14 protein-coding genes and 1 pseudogene are annotated in these 17,792 nt (G+C 72.0%); 6 read left to right on the forward strand and 9 right to left on the reverse strand.

Features of this window, described 5'->3' with window-relative positions:
- Positions 1-6 precede the first annotated feature (6 nt).
- From ACWEF6_RS23370 to ACWEF6_RS23385, 4 genes are all read right to left on the reverse strand, one after another.
- Positions 7-867 (reverse strand): dioxygenase family protein, encoded by an 861-nt coding sequence (locus ACWEF6_RS23370; RefSeq protein WP_449684892.1) that lies wholly within the window; start codon positions 865-867, stop codon positions 7-9.
- 11 nt (positions 868-878) lie between these two features.
- A complete protein-coding gene (locus tag ACWEF6_RS23375) occupies positions 879-1,673 on the reverse strand; it encodes a citryl-CoA lyase (protein WP_449684893.1) in 795 nt (264 codons plus the stop codon).
- Positions 1,666-2,823 (reverse strand): CaiB/BaiF CoA transferase family protein, encoded by a 1,158-nt coding sequence (locus tag ACWEF6_RS23380; RefSeq protein WP_449684894.1) that lies wholly within the window; start codon positions 2,821-2,823, stop codon positions 1,666-1,668. Before ACWEF6_RS23380 ends, ACWEF6_RS23375 begins: the two co-directional genes overlap by 8 nt.
- A gap of 101 nt (positions 2,824-2,924) precedes the next feature.
- Positions 2,925-3,737: an IclR family transcriptional regulator domain-containing protein gene (locus tag ACWEF6_RS23385; RefSeq protein ID WP_449684895.1), complete on the reverse strand. Its 813-nt coding sequence runs from the start codon at positions 3,735-3,737 to the stop codon at positions 2,925-2,927.
- Between the two features lie 130 nt (positions 3,738-3,867).
- Between ACWEF6_RS23385 and ACWEF6_RS23390 the strand changes: the two genes are divergently transcribed.
- The gene (locus ACWEF6_RS23390; protein ID WP_449684896.1) at positions 3,868-5,283 is read left to right on the forward strand and encodes an amidohydrolase family protein; all 1,416 of its coding nucleotides are present in this window, start codon (positions 3,868-3,870) and stop codon (positions 5,281-5,283) included.
- A 16-nt stretch (positions 5,284-5,299) separates the two neighbouring features.
- Positions 5,300-5,794, forward strand: coding sequence for a hypothetical protein (locus ACWEF6_RS23395; RefSeq protein WP_449684897.1), 495 nt, complete (start codon positions 5,300-5,302; stop codon positions 5,792-5,794).
- A 7-nt stretch (positions 5,795-5,801) separates the two neighbouring features.
- On the opposite strand, the gene ACWEF6_RS23400 is transcribed toward ACWEF6_RS23395, so the two are convergent.
- Complete coding sequence (locus tag ACWEF6_RS23400) at positions 5,802-7,289, reverse strand: right-handed parallel beta-helix repeat-containing protein (RefSeq protein ID WP_449684898.1); 1,488 nt, start codon at positions 7,287-7,289, stop codon at positions 5,802-5,804.
- 592 nt (positions 7,290-7,881) lie between these two features.
- On the opposite strand from ACWEF6_RS23400, the gene ACWEF6_RS23405 reads away from it, so the two are divergent.
- On the forward strand, positions 7,882-8,715 hold the full coding sequence (locus tag ACWEF6_RS23405) for a hypothetical protein (protein WP_449684899.1): 834 nt from the start codon (positions 7,882-7,884) through the stop codon (positions 8,713-8,715).
- A gap of 60 nt (positions 8,716-8,775) precedes the next feature.
- Here the strand turns inward: ACWEF6_RS23405 and ACWEF6_RS23410 are convergent, their stop codons facing one another.
- The 3 genes from ACWEF6_RS23410 to ACWEF6_RS23420 form a co-directional block, all read right to left on the reverse strand.
- On the reverse strand, positions 8,776-9,690 hold the full coding sequence (locus tag ACWEF6_RS23410) for a hypothetical protein (protein ID WP_449684900.1): 915 nt from the start codon (positions 9,688-9,690) through the stop codon (positions 8,776-8,778).
- A gap of 8 nt (positions 9,691-9,698) precedes the next feature.
- On the reverse strand, positions 9,699-10,253 hold the full coding sequence (locus tag ACWEF6_RS23415) for a hypothetical protein (protein ID WP_449684901.1): 555 nt from the start codon (positions 10,251-10,253) through the stop codon (positions 9,699-9,701).
- Positions 10,254-10,328: 75 nt separating this feature from the next.
- On the reverse strand, positions 10,329-10,772 hold the full coding sequence (locus tag ACWEF6_RS23420; protein WP_449684902.1) for an N-acetyltransferase family protein: 444 nt from the start codon (positions 10,770-10,772) through the stop codon (positions 10,329-10,331).
- Between the two features lie 118 nt (positions 10,773-10,890).
- Here ACWEF6_RS23420 and ACWEF6_RS23425 point away from each other — a divergent pair.
- The 3 genes and pseudogenes from ACWEF6_RS23425 to ACWEF6_RS23435 all read left to right on the forward strand — a co-directional run bounded on the left by ACWEF6_RS23425 (position 10,891) and on the right by ACWEF6_RS23435 (position 14,325).
- Positions 10,891-11,550 (forward strand): annotated as a pseudogene (locus tag ACWEF6_RS23425) (DUF4255 domain-containing protein).
- Positions 11,547-13,535 carry an ATP-binding protein gene (locus ACWEF6_RS23430; RefSeq protein WP_449684903.1) on the forward strand — a complete coding sequence of 663 codons (1,989 nt, stop codon included), beginning with the start codon at positions 11,547-11,549 and terminating at the stop codon, positions 13,533-13,535. Before ACWEF6_RS23425 ends, ACWEF6_RS23430 begins: the two are co-directional and overlap by 4 nt.
- Before the next feature lie 100 nt (positions 13,536-13,635).
- Complete coding sequence (locus tag ACWEF6_RS23435) at positions 13,636-14,325, forward strand: eCIS core domain-containing protein (RefSeq protein ID WP_449684904.1); 690 nt, start codon at positions 13,636-13,638, stop codon at positions 14,323-14,325.
- Between the two features lie 9 nt (positions 14,326-14,334).
- On the opposite strand, the gene ACWEF6_RS23440 is transcribed toward ACWEF6_RS23435, so the two are convergent.
- Positions 14,335-17,760, reverse strand: coding sequence for a phage tail protein (locus ACWEF6_RS23440; protein ID WP_449684905.1), 3,426 nt, complete (start codon positions 17,758-17,760; stop codon positions 14,335-14,337).
- Positions 17,761-17,792: the final 32 nt, after the last annotated feature.

Here is a 17,792-nt window from a genome sequence, read left to right on the forward strand (position 1 = left end):
CGGCCCTCACACCGGCTGCAGGACGAAGTCGTAGCGCGCCTCGAGCCACGGCTGTTCCGATTCGCCGCCGTCCGGCGTCGGCCCGGGAGCGCGTTCCTCGAAGGCGACCACCAGTTCCTGCTTGGTGCCGAACACGACGTCGCTGTCCAGGTACTGCGCGCCCTCCTGGAACAGGTGGGTGATCAGCGGCTCGTACCCGGCGGCGTTGATCAGGAAGTGCACGTGCGCGGGCCGGAAGTGACTGATGTCGGTGCCGCGGATCAGCGCGCCGACCGGGCCGTCCATCGGGATCGAATAGCCCTTCGGCGCGATGGTCCGCACGCAGTAGGTCCCGTCGGCGCGGCTGGTGTACTTGGCGCGCAGGCGGGCTTCGTCGATGTCCGGGATCTGCGACTCGTACGCGCCGTCTTCGTCGGCCTGCCACACGTCGAGCACCGCGCCGGTGACGGGCGTGCCGTCGAGGTCGAGGACCGCGCCGGTGATGTAGAGCGGCGTGCCGGGCAGACCGTCGGACATGTCGCCGCCGAAGTCCTTCTCGGGCGAGCCGTCGATGTGGAACGGACCGAGCACGGTGGCCGGGGTCGCCTTCGCGTCGAAGGCGTGGTTCATCTGTACCACCAGCATGCTCAGTCCGAGCACGTCGGAGGCGAGGATGAACTCCTCCCGCTTCTCGTCGCTGATCCGCCCGGTTTCGGTCAGCCACCGCATCGCGGCCATCCACTCGGGCTCGCTCAGCCGCACTTCGCGGGCGAAGGCGTGCAGGTGACGCACGAGCGCCGCCAGCACCTCCGCCGTCCGCGGGTCGTGCGCGCTCGCCCAGCGCTGCGCGGCGAGCTCGGTGATGTTGTCCTCGGTGACCAGCTGCATCGGCGTTCCTCTCACGCGTGCGGATCCGGCGGGACCGACCGGTTGTTCAAGTCGACGGACAGGAAGATGTCGTGGGCGACGGGGTGGCGCAGCTCCTCGGCGAGCTGGCCGATCAGCCCGGCCGTCCGGGCCAGCAACGCGAACCCGCGCAGCAGCTCGAGGGGCAGCCCGAGGTCGGCGAGCGCGGCCCCGCAGACGCCGGCCCCGTTGAGCGGCAGGGTTTTGCCCAGCACCCGCGGGTGGACCCGGCCGATCGCGGCGAACAGCTCCAGGTGCGGGCCGCGCAGGCCTTCCTCCTCGGCGATGGCGAACAGCCGCGCGGTGCGCGGGTCGCCGTCCTTGTGCACGTGGTGGCCGAGCCCGGGGACGAACTTCCTTTCCGCCCGGCGCTTTTCGACGGTTTCGAGCGCGAGCGCGTCCCAGCCGCCGTCGTCGTCCGGCAGGCTGTCCACTGTGGACAGAACGTCGTGCAGGAACCGGCCGCAGTCCTCGGTGACGCCGAGGAAGCGCGACCCGCCGCCCAGCAGGCCGGCCGCCAGGGCGCCCTGGACCGAGTCCGGCGCGGACAGGTACGTCAGCCGGGTGACGATCGCGGTCGGGGTGAAGCCGTGGTCGGCCAAGGCGGCCAGCACCGCCTCGAAGACCCGGGTTTCGCCCTTGGCCGGACGTCGCTGGGTGGCCAGCCAGAAGGCGAGCTCGCCGAACCCGACCGTGCCCATGACGTCCTCGGCCAGGTCGCGGCCGAGCAGGGTGATCGTGTCCTTCGTGGACGCACCGAGGGCGGTTTCGTAGACCGGGTCAGCCATCGGCGGCCTCCGTCAGCCAGGCGCGCAGTTCGGCGCCGTGCTCGTCGAGCTCCGGTGGCGGCAGCCGGTAGCCGGCCGGGGTCGCGGAGAACCGGATGGGGTGGCGGGTGGTCGGGACCGCGCGGTCACCCGCGCCGACCTCGACGATCGGGTCCAGCCCGAAGCGTTCGGCCATCGCGAACCCGCCGTCGATCGTGTTGATCGGTCCACACGGGACACCGACCTTCGTCAGCGCGTCGAACCAGTCCGCCGCACCGCGTGTCGCCAGCCGCTCGACCAGGATCGGCCGCAGCTCCTCGCGGTTCTTCGTGCGGTCGGCGTTGCGGGCGAACCGCGGGTCGTCCGGGACGCCGGGCAGGTCGAGGACCTCGCACAGCCGCCGGAACTGCCCGTCGTTGGCCGCGGCGACGATCAGGTCGGCGTCGGCCGTCGGCAGCGGCTCGTAGGGGAAGACGCTGGGGTGGGCGTTGCCCATCCGGTAGGGCACCACCCCGCCGGCGGCGTAGGCCGAGCTGTGGTTGACCAGCCCGGTCAGCGCCGAGGAGAGCAGGTTGACCTCGACGTGCTGGCCCTCGCCGGTGCGGTCGCGGTGGCGCAGCGCGGCCAGGATGCCGATCACCGCGTGGTTGCCGGCCATGACGTCGAACACCGAGATCCCGGCCCGGTACGGCGGGCCGTCCGGGGCGCCGGTCAGGCTCATCAGGCCGGAGATCGCCTGCACCATCAGGTCGTAGCCGGGCACGTGCGCGCCTTCGCCCGCCCCGAACCCGCTGATGGAGGCGTAGACGCTGCCGGGGTTGGCCCGGCGGACGGTGTCGTAGTCCAGGCCGTACTTGGCCAGGCCGCCGGGCTTGAAGTTCTCGATCAGCACGTCCGCGCGGGCGGCGAGCTCGCGGGCGACGACGGCGTCGGCCTCCTCACGCAGGTCCAGCGCGATGGAGCGCTTCCCGCGGTTGACGCCGAGGTAGTAGGTCGAGACGTCCCCGCGCACCGGCGGCATCCAGGTGCGCGTCTCGTCGCCCTGCGGCCCCTCGACCTTGACGACGTCGGCGCCCAGGTCCGCCAGCAGCATGGTGGCGTACGGGCCGGCCAGCACCCGGGAGAAGTCCGCGACCAGCAGCCCGGACAGCGGGCCGGTGGGGGTTTCCAAGACCAGCTCCTCGCCTTCTGTCCGTCAGACGGACTCTTGTCCGCCAGTCTGCGACAGCGGCGGTCCGCGGTCAAGGAGCCTCGTGAGTGGTAAGGCGCGTTCTAACCCGCCTTACCACTCACGACCACGGCGGGGACGGCGTCGAGGCGGGCGAAGTCGGCGCTGATCTCCCCGGCCGTCTGCAGCAGCAGCGGCAGATGGTGCTCGACCAGCCGCTCGACCGAGGTCTCCGCGGCGTGGCAGTTGACGTTGACGCCGGCGATCACCCGGCCCGTCCCGTCGCGCAGCGGCGCCGCCACCGAGCGGATGCCCAGGGCGAGCTGCTCGTCGGTCAGCGCCCAGCCGCGGGCGCGGACCTCGCGCAGCTCGGCGTCGCGCTCGGCCCGGCCCGGCTGCCAGCGGGGGACCAGGCCTGAGCGGGTCGGCTCGGCCAGCACCGCCTCCAGCTCGTCCGCCGGCAGCGCCGCGAGCTGCACCTTGCCCAGCGACGTCGGCAGGGCCGGGAAGCGGGTGCCGATCTGCACGCTCAGGCCCACGATCTTCGGCACCGCCACCCGGGCGACGTAGACGATGTCGGAGCCGTCGAGCTGGGCGATCGAGCAGGACTCGTCCGTGCGCGCGACCAGGCGTTCCAGGTGCGGGCGGGCGACCTCCCACAGGCCCGTGGAATGCACGTACGCGACGCCGAGGTCGAGCACCCGCGGCGTCAGCGAGTAGTCGCGGCCGTCGGTGCGGACGTAGCCGAGCTCCTCGAGGGTCAGCAGGATCCGGCGGGCGGTGGGGCGGGCCAGCCCGGTCGCGGTGGCGACCTCGGCCAGCGTCATCGCCGGCCGGCCCGGCCGGAACGCGGTGATCACCTCGAGCCCGCGCGCCAGCGCCTCGATGAAGTCCGGACCCGTTCCCTCGCGTGGCATGCGCGACCTCCCTCTGCAGTCCTGCCCGCAGCGTAGCCGCGGGGATTGACACCGGCGCGGCACTGGACGAAAGTGGCGGCACCCGTCGAGTGTCCGTAGAGCGGACAAGTGTACGCAACGGAGGCCAGTGATGTCCGAATCGATCGTCCTGCGGGGTGGCACGGTGCTGACCCTCGACGACGCTCGCCGCGTCCTGCCCGGCGCAGACGTCCTGGTCGAGGGCGACCGCATCACCGCGATCGGCCCGGCCCTGGAGGTCCCGGCGGGCACGACCGAGATCGACGCCTCCGGCGGCATCGTCATGCCGGGGATGATCGACACGCACCGCCACCTGTGGCAGACCGCCATGCGCGGCTACGGCGCCGACTGGACGCTCACCCAGTACTTCGTCTGGTACTACCTCGAGTGGGGCAAGGTGTTCCGCCCCGAGGACATCTACGCGGGCAACCTGCTCGGCGCGTGGGAGGCCCTGGAGGCCGGCGTCACCACCACCGTCGACTGGTCCCACGGCCTGCGGACCACGCAGCACGCCGACGCGGCGGCCGACGCGCTCGAAGCCGTCCCCGGCCGGTTCGTGCTGGCCTACGGCAACATCCAGGACGCCCCGGCGAACTGGACGGCCACGCCGGAGTTCCGCGACTTCGCCGCCCGGCGCGCCGGTGGCGAACTCGGCTTCCAGCTCGCCTTCGACGTCACCGGCGACCCCGCCTTCCCCGAAAAGCCGGCCTTCGAGGTGGCCCGCGAGCTCGGCGTGCCGGTGACCACCCACGCCGGCGTCTGGGGCGCGACCGGCGACGACGGCATCCGCCTGATGTACGACCACGGGTTCATGACCCCGGAGACGGTCTACGTCCACGGCGCGTCGCTGTCGGCCGACTCCTACCACCGCATCGCCGCCACCGGCGGGTCGGTGTCGGTCTCCACCGAAAGCGAACAGAGCGCCGGCCAGGGCTACCCGCCCACCTGGGCGCTGCGCAAGTACGGCATCCCGGTGTCGCTGTCGATGGACACCTCGGTGTGGTGGAGCGGCGACCTGTTCTCGGCCATGCGCGCCACCCTCGGCGCCGACCGGTCCCGGGAGCACCTGGAGGCGCACGCGAAGGGCGAGACGGTGACGCACGCGGCCCTGCGTGCGGACCAGGTCGTGGAGTGGGCCACCCGGGGCGGCGCCGCGGCGCTGGGCCGCTCGGACCTGGGCCGCCTGGAGGTCGGCAAGAAGGCCGACGTCGTGCTGCTGAAGAACGACCACTCCCCGGTGTCGTTCCCGCTGCTCAACCCGTACGGCCACGTGGCGTTCCAGGCCCAGCGCGCCGACGTCCACACGGTGCTGGTCGGCGGCCGCGTGGTCAAGCGCGACGGCCGCCTGGTCGACGTCGACCTCCTCGCGGTCCGGCGGCGGGTCGAGGGCACGGTGGAGTACCTGCGGGCGCAGCTCGGGGAGGAGGCGTGGCGGCAGGGGATGAACCCCGACGTGCCGGAGACCAAGATCCTCGACAACCCCTACACCTACACCGCCTACCAGAGTGACCGCACGCACGGCGGCTGAGCTACCGTTCCCCTCCGTGGTCCAGGTTTTCGTCCAGCCCGCCTACGGCACCGCGGACGCCCGCCGCTACGGCGCCGAATCCCTGGAAAAGACCGTCGCCTTCGGCGAACTCGCCGACCTGCTCGACCCCGCGGACCTCGCCCGCCTCGACGCGCTGCACCCGGGCGGGCGGGCCCGGTTCTGGGGCGCCAAGGACAAGTACGACCGCCGGATGGACACCGTGACCACCGGCGACGTCGTGCTCTTCACCGGCGGCAAGCACGTCCAGGCGACGGCCGAGGTCGGGCACGGGTTCCGCAATCCCGCCTTCGCGCGCCGGCTGTGGCGCCCGGACCCGGGGAAGTGCCTGTTCAGCAACGTCTACAGCCTGCGCCGCTACCGGCGTGTCGGACTGCCGTACGAAGCGGTCTGGGCGCTGCCCGGCTTCAACCCCGGCGACAACTTCATGGGCCTGCGGTTCCTCGACGCCGCGAAGTCCGCCGCCGTGCTGGGACTGCTCGCCACGCACTGAGGCGCGCTCAGCAGTGGGGCATGACTCCGTCGAAGGACGCGCAGTCGTCCTGGTCCCACGGGGTCGTCTGCCACTGCTCGGCCGTCAGGATCCGGGACGTGTCGCCCGCGACGAACTTCCAGGGCCCGTAGTAGGCGTTGCTGAACCAGTAGTTGCCCTGGTCGTGGGTGATGGCGTCCTGGACGACCTTGCCCTGGTACGGCGACCAGGACGGGTACGTCCCCCAGTTCGACAGCAGCGCCATCTTGCCGCAGGAGCCGTTCGTGCAGCCGATGCGGGCCGGGTCGAAGCGCAACGTGTTGTCGTGCACCTCGACCAGCTGGGTCTTCCACCGGCAGTCGTCGTACAGCGGCGCCGACGCGATCCCGGGCGCCGAGCACCGCGTGCGGTCGGTGACGAGCTTGGTGCAGGTGTTGATCGAGGTGTTGGCCGGGCTGTTGCAGAACCGGTCGGCGTTCTCCCAGGCGGTGACACCGGACCAGTTGTCCTCGAAGGTGTTGTCGTAGATGTCGATCAGGTGCGTGCGGGCCGGCACCCGCGGCTCGCCGCCCGACTCGGACAGGTAGACGCTCGCCACCGGGAAGTTGTCGCCCTTGTCGGCGCGGCGCTTGCCGGCGACCAGGCTGTTGCGCCGCAGGACGTTGTCGCGGAAGACCAGGTTGTAGCTGATCTCGTAGAACAGCGCCTCGGCGTCGTTGTCCTCGATGAGGTTGTTCTCGATCAGGAAGTCGTTGTTGTCGGTGTCGGCCCAGAGCCCGGCGCCGTGGTTGTGGTGGATCCAGTTCCCGCGGACGTCGGCCTTGTCGACCACCCAGAACTTGATCCCGCCGCTGCACCCGCAGCCGGGGCTGCGCGTTTCCCAGTCGTCGGTGTTGTTTCCGGCGATCTCGTTGCCCTCGATGATCAACGCGGTGATCGTGCTGTCCGACCGGTAGGCGTTCATGCCGTACTGGCCGTTGTTGCGCAGGCAGCTGTGCCGCACCTCCTGGCGCGCCCCGGCCATGATTCCCGCGCCTTTGTTGTTCTGCACGGTCGTGTTTTCGATGATCCAATGCTCGCCGGAATCGTGGTTCACCACGCCCTGGTCCTGCGGGGCGACGAAGTTCTGGATGGTGAGCCCGCGGATGACGACGTTCTTCGCCTGTTGCGTGAAGGCGGCGCGGTTGATGCCCTGCCCGTCCAGCACCGCGCCGGGCGCGCCGAGGTAGACGTCGCCGTCCTTGGGGATGACCTGCCCGAACGGGTCCGCCGCCAGCAGGTGCGTGCCCGGCGGCAGCCAGAACGTGGTGCCCGGCGGCGACTCCTGCGACTTGCGGTAGAGGTCGCCGGGTACCGCGGCGTCGACGGTGACCGCACCCGCGGGCGCCGTGGTGTTGACCAATGGCTGGTGATCGCACACCGGCCCGGGCGTCACCGCGGCCGCGGCCGCCGGCCCGGGCGGCACGACGAACGCGGCCAGCAGAACGACGGCCAGAATGGATCTCATCGGCGACATGGTGGGAAACCTACGCAATTGATCGCGCAACGGCTTGGTCCGATCGAGTCCATTCCTGTGGTTTTCGGGTGTACCAGGTAACGAAAAAAACAGTGATTACTCCACGACTGTGAATACCGTGGGAACAATAGGTGGAAGGTTCTGTTATCGTGGTCCGGGCCGGCCCGCGGCCGGAATTCCGCGCGGAGGCGGGCTCGGAGCGGCGCAGTGCGGGTGGGCCACCTGCCGCGTCGCGGTCGGCCGGGCGGCCGAGCGCCGCCGCGGTCGACCGGCGGACGGCGATCGGGCCCCTCCCGTGGTGCCGGCCCGGACCCGGATTTTATCCGTTAAACGGAGAACTACCTGAGCGAGTGATTTCACGCCATTCATTCCGGCCACTCCCGCGGTGGCGAAGTAGGCTGGTTCAACCCCATTCCGGATCTGTCCTCCACTCGGCGGTTCCCGCGCACCGATCGGGTATTTACGCAGGTCAACGCCCTGTGGGCGGCCCATCGGGGCGGTAGCGTCACCTATCGGACAGAACTGCTGCCCCGGTGCCCGGGCCCCGAATCAAACCCGGCCGCCGCACTCAGGAAGGGAACCCCGAGAAATCATGTCCACATTGCGACGACTGGCTGTCGCCGGCGCTTTCGCACTGCCGCTTTCCCTCGTCATCGCCGGTCCGGCGACGGCGCACCCGCTCGACTGGCCGCACGACTCCTGGAGCGCCGAGAGCTCCAGCACCTGGGCCGGCATCGGCGGCGCGGGCACCACCGACACCGACGAAGGCTCGACCTGGTGGGGACACCACTGGTCGGAGACGGACTCCGCGGTGGCCGGCATCGGCGGCGCCGCCGTGACGCACAGTGGCGAGTCCGGCGACGACGGCTGGAACCACGCCTGGCACCACCCGGCCCACGACGGCTGGTACGGCGACGACGGCGACTGCGACGACTACGACGGCGACGACCACCACTACGTCACAGGCGAGTACGACGATGACGACGACGACGTCGTGCACCACGCCGTGAGCCACCCCGACCCGGTGGACCAGGAACCGGCCGGCTACGTCGTCCACCCGGTGTACGACGCCGACGACGACGCTGACGACGCCGACGACGCCGGTGACGTGGGCTACTACGCCGAGCAGCACTCGGCCGGTGTGGACGGCGCGACCTCGGCGCACGTGGTGAGCCACGCGGGCGAGCACCACGCCACGTACGAGGCGGAGAAGCTGACGGCCGGCCCGTACGGCGCATCGTCGGAGGGTGCGCACGCGGTGGCGGTGCCGGACTACGCGGGCTACCACGCCTGGTACACCACGGCCGGGGTGGGCGGCGCGGCCGCGCACTCGGTGACGGCGGTCGCCGACGCCACGGCGGCGGACGACGACGACTGGGTCGTCGACCACGACGCGGACGACGAATCCGACTACGACCAGGACTGAGCTCCACGGTCGAAGCCAGGGCTGAGCGAACCGGGTCCGCACCGCGCGGACCCGGCTCGCTCAGCACGGTGCGTCCGGGTCCGCGGCCGGGGTGAACTCCAGCCGCAGCGCGTCGGTCCGCGGCAGCACGAGGGCGGTCCCGTCGGCCTTGTGCCACTGCACGGGCAGGAGGAAGTACTGGCCGCCGGACTGCAGGATCAGCTTCAGCCCGGTGTACCGGTAGTGGTAGGCGGTGTCGGTGTTGCGGCACTGCGTTTCGCGCACCCCGGGCCCGGTGAGGTTCAGGCTCTTGGCGCTGTAGAGGACGGTCTCCGGCGGCGCGGCCAGCCCGGCCTCGATCTGCAGGGCCCGGCCGACGCCGACCGAGGCTGAGTAGTCGGCCACGGCCCAGAACAGCCCCACGCTGACCAGCACGAATGCCGCCACCCACTCGGCGGTCGCCACCGCGGCGGGCACCACCCGGCCGGACCGGGCCGCGAGCAGGCGTGACGCGGACACGAGGAACAGCACGCCGAGGGAGAGCCCGGCGCCGGGAACCGCGTACGACGAGGCGAACGCTTCGGGACGCACCACGCCGACGGCCGCCACGGCGAGCCCGGCCACCCCGCCCGCGACGGCGACCGGGGTCGCGAGCCGGAGCAGCCGTTGCCAAGCCGCGTCACCGAGCCGGGCGCGCAGGAAGCGGTACAGCCACAGCAGCGCCAGCACCCCCGCCAGCACGACGGCGATCGGGGCGAAGAGACCGTCGGCGCTGCGGACCAGGTAGTCCTGCGCGGTCAGGCCCATCGTCGAGAGCGGGACGCCGAAGTAGTCGAGCAGCCAGTTGGCGTGCTGCCTGCCGAAGAAGAACAGCAGCCCGGTGAGCACGGTCGTCGGCGCGATTACCGAGCCGAGCACGCGCAGCGCCTTCGACGGGCTTTCGGGCGGCGCGGCCGGAGGGGGCGCGGGCCGCAGTGAGCGGAGCCGTTTCGCCATGGCCGCGGCTACTCGGTGGGCTGGGGCGGTTCGGTGAAGTCCCCGCACGGATCGGCGAGCACGAAGGTGATCGTGTCACCGCGGTAGATCGGCACCGACTGGATGATCCGCACGACCTTGCAGTCCAGCTGCGGGTCCGGGGGCCCTTCGACGGTCGTCCGGAGCGTGACGCAGAGGGTGCCGCCGCACTCGTCCGCGAGCTGCGCCTCGGTCACCGGCCCCAGCGCCGCGTAGGACGTGCCGATGATCTCGATGGGCGCGGTCCGCACGGGCGACCCCTTCGCCGGCGGTTTCGCCGTCGTGACCTTCGGAGGCGTCGGCGGCTTCCTGGGCGACGTCTTCGCGGGGGACGAGCCGGTGGTGGTCCGGGACGGCGGAGTCGCCGGTGCGGCGGCCGTGGCCGACGGGCCCGAGCCGGTGGGCGGCTCGCCGGTGGAGTCCGTGGTCGCGGCGCCGGTGGAGGCGGACGGCGGCGGATCCGGCGTCCCCGGTGGTTCCGGGGTGCCGCAGCCGGCCAGCAGCAGGGCCAGGGCCGTCCCGATCGGGCCGGCGATCCGTCGCATGGGTGCCTCGTGTTCTCCCACTCCCCGAAGCAGTAGTCGCCGGGGGCCCGGAGCCGGTTACAAGATCGATCCGGCTCAGCCGAGGTACCGGCGGTAGCCCTGGGCCGCGGCCCGGAAGCCCAGCGACTCGGAGAAGGCGTGCGCGCCGTCGCGGCCGGACCGGGACAGCAGCTGGACCTTGTAGCAACCCGCCTCCCGTGCCGCCGCGAAGGCCGCCGCCATCAGGGTGGCGCCCACGCCCGACCGGCGGTGTTCCGCCGCCACCACGACGTTCTCGACGAGCATGAACGGCCGCGCTCCCCGGGTGAGGTTCGGCAGCGTGGTGCAATCGACCGTTCCGACGACCACGCCGGCCGACTCCGCGACCAGGATCGCGCGTCCGGCCTGGCGCTCGATGGCCCGCCAGGCCGCCGCCGCGGCCTGCGGAGGCGGGGCGGGGTCGTCCGGGTGCAGCTCCCGGAACAGGGCGAGCAGGGCCGGCAAATCGGCTTCGGCGGCGGGCCGGGTCGTGATCGTCACGGTCCCACTTTGCCCTTACGGGCAGCCGGGTGTACCCGAAGGTTTGCCGTTGTGCGGCTGGCCCGGCCCGCGTGCCGCGATCATCGTGGAGGGACCGCCAGTGCGAGGAGGTCCGCCGGTGATCCACGAGGTCGACGAGGCGCTGCGCCGGCTGGTGAAGGACGAGGCGCTGCGGGGCAGCGAGGTCGACGTCGCCTTCGACGCACCCACCAAGGACTGGGCCGCCCGGCGCAACGCACCGACGGTGAACATCTACCTCTACGACGTGCGGGAGGACATGCGGCGCCGGTCGCGGGGGCTGCTCAACGAGTACGACCAGCGCGGCGAGGTCGCCGCGCGGCACCTGCCGCCCAAGCACGTCAAGCTGTCCTACCTGGTCACCGCGTAAACCCAGCGGCCCGAGGACGAGCACCGCGTCCTGTCCGACCTGCTGCTCGGCCTGCTGCGCTACGAAGCCGTGCCGGCCGAGGTGCTCACGGGGTCGCTGGCCGAGACCGGGCTGCCCGTCCCGATGACCGTCGCGCTCCCACCGCCGGAGGACCGCGCCTTCGCCGACGTGTGGACGGCGCTGGGCGGCGAGCTCAAGCCGTCGCTGGACGTCGTCGTCTCCGCGCCGATCCACAGCGGCCGCGTCTACCCGGCCGGGCCGCCCGCCAAGGAAGGCCTCAAGATCGACACCGGCGACGGCGAGCTCGTCGGGCACCACGTGTCCGCGGCCGGCGCCGTCGAGGGGCAGCGCCGGGTCGCGATGGCGCGCACCCACCGGAAGCCCCGGTGAGCCTGGAGTACCTGTTCGAGCGGCTGGCCCGGCTCGAACAGCGGATCCGCGACGCCGTCGACAGCCGTCGCGCGGCCGACCCGAACCCCGACGACCCCTTCCGCGGCCTGTACCTGTCCAACGAGACCATCGACGCCCTGCTGGAGGGGCTGCGCGAGCCGTTCACCCCGTTCACCGACTCCGCCCCGGACGGCCGGCTGCGCCCCCTCGCCGACCGTGCGGGGCTCACCGGCGTCGACGTCGAACTGCTGCTGGTCGCGCTGGCCCCGGACCTGGACAGCCGGTTCGAGCAGTTCTACGGCTACCTCAACGACGACGTCACCCGCCGCCGCGCCAGCGCCGGCCTCGCGCTGCGCCTGTGCGGGATCCCCGAGGCCTCGGCCGCCGGCCGGGCCCGGCTCGACGCCGATTCCCCGCTGGTCACCTGCGGCCTGCTCGCCGTGGGGGAGGAGGAACGGCCGTTCCTCTCGCGCACGCTGCGCGTCCCGGACCGGGTGGTGAACCACCTGCTCGGCGACGACCGGCTCGCGCCCGAGCTCGCCGGCTGCGCGCGCCTGGGCACCGAGCTCGTCGAAGTGCCGGGCACCGACCGGCTCGCCCGCGCGATCCGCGGCCGCGCCGGGCTCGTCTACCTGAAGGAGCTGCCCGGCGGCGGGGCCGAGGAGCTCGGCGTCGGCGCGCTGGCCGCGGCCGGGTACCCGGCGCTGGTGGTGGACGCGCCGCGCTGGCAGGCCGAGCCCGGCCACACCGAGCTGACCGCGTCGCTGCGGCGGGAGGCGCTGCTGCGCGGCGCCGGGATCGTGCTCGGCCCGGTGGAGGACCCGCGGCTGGAGGAGCTGGCGCACCCGGCGATCCCGCTGGTGGTGCACGGCACCGGCGCCTGGGACCCGCGCTGGAGCGCTACACCGCCGTTGCAGCTCGACGCCGTGCCGCTGTCGGGCGCGGCCCGCGCGGAACTCTGGCGCAGCCGCCTCGACGGCCGGCTCGCCCCGGGCGTCGACCCGGGTGAGGCGACCGCCCATTTCGTCCTGGGGCCCGGGCAGATCGCGCGTGCGGCGAAGGCGGCGTCGGTCACCGCGCTGGCCGACGACGACGGGCTGGTCCGCACCGCGCACGTCCGGGCGGGCGCGCGCAGCCAGAACGCCGCCGGCCTGCAACGGCTCGCGCGGCGGATCGAACCGGTCGTCGGCTGGGCCGACCTGGTCCTGCCGGCCGGCGTACTGTCCCTTTTGGACGAACTGGCGGCGCGGGCGCGCTACCGCGACCAGGTCCTCGACGAGTGGCGGATGCGCCCGGGCGGCGGCCGCGGCCGGGGCGTCACCGGGCTCTTCGCGGGGGATTCGGGAACCGGGAAGACGATGTCCGCCGAGGTGATCGCCGCCTCGCTCGGGCTGGACCTCTACACCGTGAACCTGGCGACCGTGGTCGACAAGTACGTCGGCGAGACGGAGAAGAACCTCGAGCGGATCTTCACCGAGGCGTCCGGCGTCAATGGCGTGCTGCTGTTCGACGAGGCGGACGCGATCTTCGGCAAGCGGTCCGAGGTCCGCGACGCGCACGACCGGTACGCCAACATCGAAAGCGCGTACCTGCTGCAGCGGATGGAGACGTTCGACGGGATCGCGGTGCTGGCCACCAACCTGCGGGCGAACCTCGACGAAGCCTTCACCCGCAGGCTCGACGTGATCGTCGACTTCCCGCTGCCGGACGTCGAACTCCGGCACCGGCTCTGGGACCGCTGCCTCGGCACCCGGATGCCGCGGGGGGCGGACCTGGACCTGGGCTTCCTCGCCGAGGCGTTCGAACTGGCCGGCGGCCACATCCGCTCGGCCGCGGTCACCGGCGCGTACCTGGCGGCCGAGGCGGGCCGGCCGGTGGGGATGAGCGACCTGGTCGGCGCGGTGGCCCGGGAGTACCGCAAGCTGGGCCGGCTCTGCCTCGACCGGGAGTTCGGCCCCTACCTGGCGATGGTGACCGACGGCTGAGCTGCCCGCAGGGGCAGCTTTCGCTGCCCGTCCGGACGGCGGCGCAGTCTGGCGCTCGGCCCCGCCGGCGGGGCAAGCTTTACGGGCGGAGGGAGCAAACATGCGCGGGCACAGTCACGACAACGACCTCGACCCGACCCTGCGGCCGAAGGGCGACCGCCTCGAGCGGGACGACCACGACCTCCTGGGCCGCGCGGCCGCGGCCGGCCGCACCGACGTCCTGGGCCCGGCCGGCCTGCTGGGCCTCCAGCGCGCGGTGGGCAACGCGGGGACGTCGTCGCTGGTGGAGGAGGACCGTTCCCCGGTCCACGACGTCGTCGGCTCGGGTGGCGGCGCCCCGCTGGACAAGGCGACCCGCGAGGACATGGAGACCCGCTTCGGCACGGACTTCTCCGACGTCCGCGTCCACACCGACAGCGCGGCGCACGATTCGGCGAAGTCGGTGAACGCCCAGGCGTACACGGTGGGTTCGAACATCGTGTTCCAGCGGGACAAGTTCGACCCGGCTTCGGATTCGGGCAAGCACATGCTGGCGCACGAGCTCACGCACGTCGTGCAGCAGCGGAGCGGCCCGGTGGACGGCACGGACGCCGGCGGTGGCGTGAAGGTGTCGGATCCTTCGGACCGGTTCGAGCGCGAAGCCGTGGCGAACGCCGACCGGCTGATGTCGGCGCCCGCTCCGGCGGCGGCCGTTCAGCGGGAGGAAGCTCCCGAGGCCGCCGAAGGCGAAGAGGACACGATGGCGCAGACGTTCGTGCAGCGTGAGGAAGAGGTCGAGGAAGAGGCCTGATCCGCCGCCCTACGCCTTGCCGTCCGGGCCGGTGAAGCCCGGGATCTCCACGTCCTTGCGGTACCGCTCGGCCGCGCCCGTGTCGGCGTCCTTGGAGCCCTTCTTGCTGTTGCAGGACGCGCACAGGACCTCGAGATTGCCCGGGTCGGCGTAGAACTGCGAACGATCGCTCTGGCCCTTCGCCCGGCCCTGGGCGTTCCAGTGCCCGGCGACCGACTTCCGGTGGTCCAGCGCGTAGTTGTCGGCGTTGTTCGGCTTGACGCGGGCCGCGACGTGCGGGGCGATGCCCAGGAACGGGACCCCCGGGCAGGTGAACGTCACGCCGTCCGGCCGCATCACCGCGGCGATCTTGGCCGCGTCGTGGCCGCTGTACTTGTGGGAGCCGCCGTAGAAGACCGCGCGGACGTCGTGGTACTCGGGCCGCAGGGTCTTGCCGTCGATCGTGTACTGCGTCTGGTCGGCGCCGCCTTCGGCCGGGGCGAGCTCGGGGCCGCCGTTCGGGGTGTTGGCCAGGAACTTGAGCACCGGGAAGGCCGGGCGCCCCTCCGAATTCCGGCCGACGGTGCGTTCCAGCTCGTACTGGAGCGTCACCCAGCCGTCGGGGCGGACGTCGGTGACCTTGGCGACCCGGTTGGTGGACTTCACGACGAACCGCTTGCCGAGGTAGACCTTCGCCTCGTCGACCGGCGCCATCGGCCCGAGCGGGAGTTCGCCGGTGTCGTCGGTCGGGTTGATCTCCAGGTGGGTCTTGAACTTGCCGTTGCTCGTGGGCACCAACGCGATGGTCGTGAGCCGGTAGGTGTCCTTGATCTTCGGCAGCGCCGCTTCCACGGTGTGCTGGGTGGCGTCCGGCTTGCGCATCTCCGCGTCGGCCGCCTGCTTCGCCTGGGCCAGCGCCTGCTGCTTCTGGCCGGCACTGCGCGGGTCCGGGACCCCGCTGCCCTTCTTGCCCGTGAACTTCGACCAGATCTTCTTGCCCGCCTTGACGATCGTCCCCACGACCGAGTCGATCACCTTGCCCACCGGCGCCTGGACCTTCTCCAGCACCGACTTGATCTTCTCCGAGATCCCGCCCAGCCCCAGCAGGCTCGCCAGGAACCCGAGCACCATCGGCAACGCCTTCGCCAGCGTCCGCTCGATCAGCCCGGCCACCGCGCCCGCGCCGCCGCGGGCGATCGACTCGACCGAGTCCAGGACCGAATCCACGAACTCCTTGATCTGCGCGGCCTTGTCCACGAAGAACAGCACGATGTCGTAGATCGCCTTGCAGGCCTTGATGAACGCCGCCGCCGGGTTGAGCATCGAGATGATCCAGGTGAGGCCCGCCTTGACGATCTTCTCGACCACGAATTCCTTGATCCGGCCGAGCACCAGCTCCTTCAGGTCGCCCAGTTTCTGCACGATCCAGCGCCACAGGCCCGGCACGCCCTCGGTGATCAGGACCTTGACGACGTCGAGGGTCTGCTCCAGTTTCGCCAGCACCGGCTCCGGGATGAACCGCAGGATCCGCGCGCGGACGCTCGCCCAGGTCAGGCCCAGCAGCGACAGCACCATCTTCAGGATGCCCTTGGCGTCCAGCGCCTCCGGGATCTCGATGCCCGCGCTCGCCAGGTTGCCCAGCAGCCACCCCTTCAGGCCGTCCTTGAGGTGCTGGACGATGTTGGCGCCGAAGTTCATCACGCCGGTCTTCACCGCGTTGACCAGGTTGCCGAGGAACTCGATCGGCTTGGCGATGATCAGCCCGACCGCGTTCGCGGCCCGCGCCAGCACGCCGAGCAGCATGTCCTTCAGCTTCAGGATCGTCTCGATCGCGCCGCCGACCGCCTCCTTCGCCTTGCTCCACAGGCCCTTGTTCTCCGCCTGCAGCGCCGTGATCTCCTCGTCGACGGCGGTGCGGGCCTCGGTGTACTTCCGGGCCAGGTCCTCGACCAGCGCGTCCTGCTTCTCGTCGACGGACTTCTCGAGGTCGTCGAACTGGCCGCCGAACTCCTTCGCCGCCTCGCCCGCGATCTTGCGCAACGCCGGCGACTGGGACGCCACCTTCTGCTGCACGCGGGTGCGGCCGTCCGCGATCAACTGCTTCGCCTCGCCCAGTTGCCGGCCGACGAAGTCCGCGATCTCGCCGATGACGGCCTGCATCTTCGTCTCGTAGACCTTTTTGGCCTCCAGGAACAGGTTGTTCGCTTCGGCCGGCAGGTCGGCGAAGAGGTCGTACGCCCAGCGCGCCGCGCCGGCGATGCCGTCGTAGCGCTCGTCCTTGTAGCGCTTCATCCGCGCCTGGTGGTCGGCGGTGAACGCGGCCTTGGCCTGCGCCTCGCCCGCCTCGAACTTCTTCGCCACCTGGTCGTCGAGCGCGCCCAGCACGCCCTCGACCTTCGTCTTGGTCTCGTCGAAGATCGCCTTGATCTCGCCGGTGATCCGCGCGCGGTCCTGCTCGTCCTTGGTCTTGGTGGCCGACTTGGCCGCCTGGCCCTTCTGCCCGGCCGACGACCGCGCGCCCGTCATGCCCGCCATCGCGGCCCGGCCGGACGCCTGTGCGGCGCCGGTGACCGCGGCCAAGTGCCCGGCCTCGGACTCGCGGACCGCCGCGGGCGCCGAAGCCGTGTGCTGCTCACCGGCCTGCTTCGCGGCCAGCGCGCCGGTGAACTCCGGCTCGTTGGACTCGGCCAGCTGCTGGTCGGTGACGCCCGCCGCGGCCATCGCGCCCCGGGTTTCGCACTGGCCGGCCCGCAGATCGGTCTGTTCGGGCGGCGCCTTGTCCGGGGTCGCCTTGCGCGGGTCCGGCGGTGCGAGGGCGGGCGGGGCCGGGGCTTCCGGCAGCGGCGTCACCGGCTTTTCCACGGCCCGGCCGGGGTCCGGCGGCTCCTTCGTCCGGTCGGTGACGTCCTTGGCCGAGGCGTCCTTGCCGCTGGTGACCTTGCCGAGCACCTCGGCCTTGACCTGGTCGGCCTTGCCGGAAGTGGCGAACTTGTCGGCGTCGTCGAGGTTCCCGGGTGCCTGCTTGGCGACCGCGGCGTTCACCGCGGCGATGAAGGCCGCCTTGTCGAAGCCGGCCGGCTTCGCCGCCGCCATCCTGTCCGCCTGGGCGGCCTTGGCCTGCGCTTCCTTGTCGTCGGCGGGCGCCACCGCGGCGTCCTGCGCCTTCTTGACCTCCGTGCCCGCCGGTGGGTGTGCCTTCGCCGTCTTGGCTTTGGCGCCGACGTCCTTCTCGAGCGCCTGGAACTTCGGGTCGGTCGCCGGTGTCACGCCGGGCGGCGCGACCGGGGGAGCGGGACAGCTCTGCCGCTGCAGCGCGATCAGCCGGGACACCGCCGCGTTGCCCGCCGAAGCCTGCAGGCGCAGCAGCGCGGGCGTGCTCGCGCGGCGTGCCGGACGGGCCGGCCGCGCAGGCTGCCCGGACAGCTCGCGTGGCGCTCGGTCCCGCCCCGTTGGCATGGGTTCAACTGTCGGTCCCCCCGGGCCGGTTG

The organism is Amycolatopsis sp. NPDC004772, assembly GCF_053601215.1.

Bases quoted from the DNA above. Each gene is read 5' to 3' on its own strand.
- ACWEF6_RS23370 (WP_449684892.1), bottom strand. From the start codon at position 867: ATGCAGCTGGTCACCGAGGACAACATCACCGAGCTCGCCGCGCAGCGC.
- ACWEF6_RS23375 (WP_449684893.1), bottom strand. From the start codon at position 1,673: ATGGCTGACCCGGTCTACGAAACCGCCCTCGGTGCGTCCACGAAGGAC.
- ACWEF6_RS23385 (WP_449684895.1), bottom strand. From the start codon at position 3,737: ATGCCACGCGAGGGAACGGGTCCGGACTTCATCGAGGCGCTGGCGCGC.
- ACWEF6_RS23390 (WP_449684896.1), top strand. From the start codon at position 3,868: ATGTCCGAATCGATCGTCCTGCGGGGTGGCACGGTGCTGACCCTCGAC.
- ACWEF6_RS23400 (WP_449684898.1), bottom strand. From the start codon at position 7,289: ATGTCGCCGATGAGATCCATTCTGGCCGTCGTTCTGCTGGCCGCGTTC.
- ACWEF6_RS23405 (WP_449684899.1), top strand. From the start codon at position 7,882: ATGTCCACATTGCGACGACTGGCTGTCGCCGGCGCTTTCGCACTGCCG.
- ACWEF6_RS23410 (WP_449684900.1), bottom strand. From the start codon at position 9,690: ATGGCGAAACGGCTCCGCTCACTGCGGCCCGCGCCCCCTCCGGCCGCG.
- ACWEF6_RS23415 (WP_449684901.1), bottom strand. From the start codon at position 10,253: ATGCGACGGATCGCCGGCCCGATCGGGACGGCCCTGGCCCTGCTGCTG.
- ACWEF6_RS23435 (WP_449684904.1), top strand. From the start codon at position 13,636: ATGCGCGGGCACAGTCACGACAACGACCTCGACCCGACCCTGCGGCCG.
- ACWEF6_RS23440 (WP_449684905.1), bottom strand. From the start codon at position 17,760: ATGCCAACGGGGCGGGACCGAGCGCCACGCGAGCTGTCCGGGCAGCCT.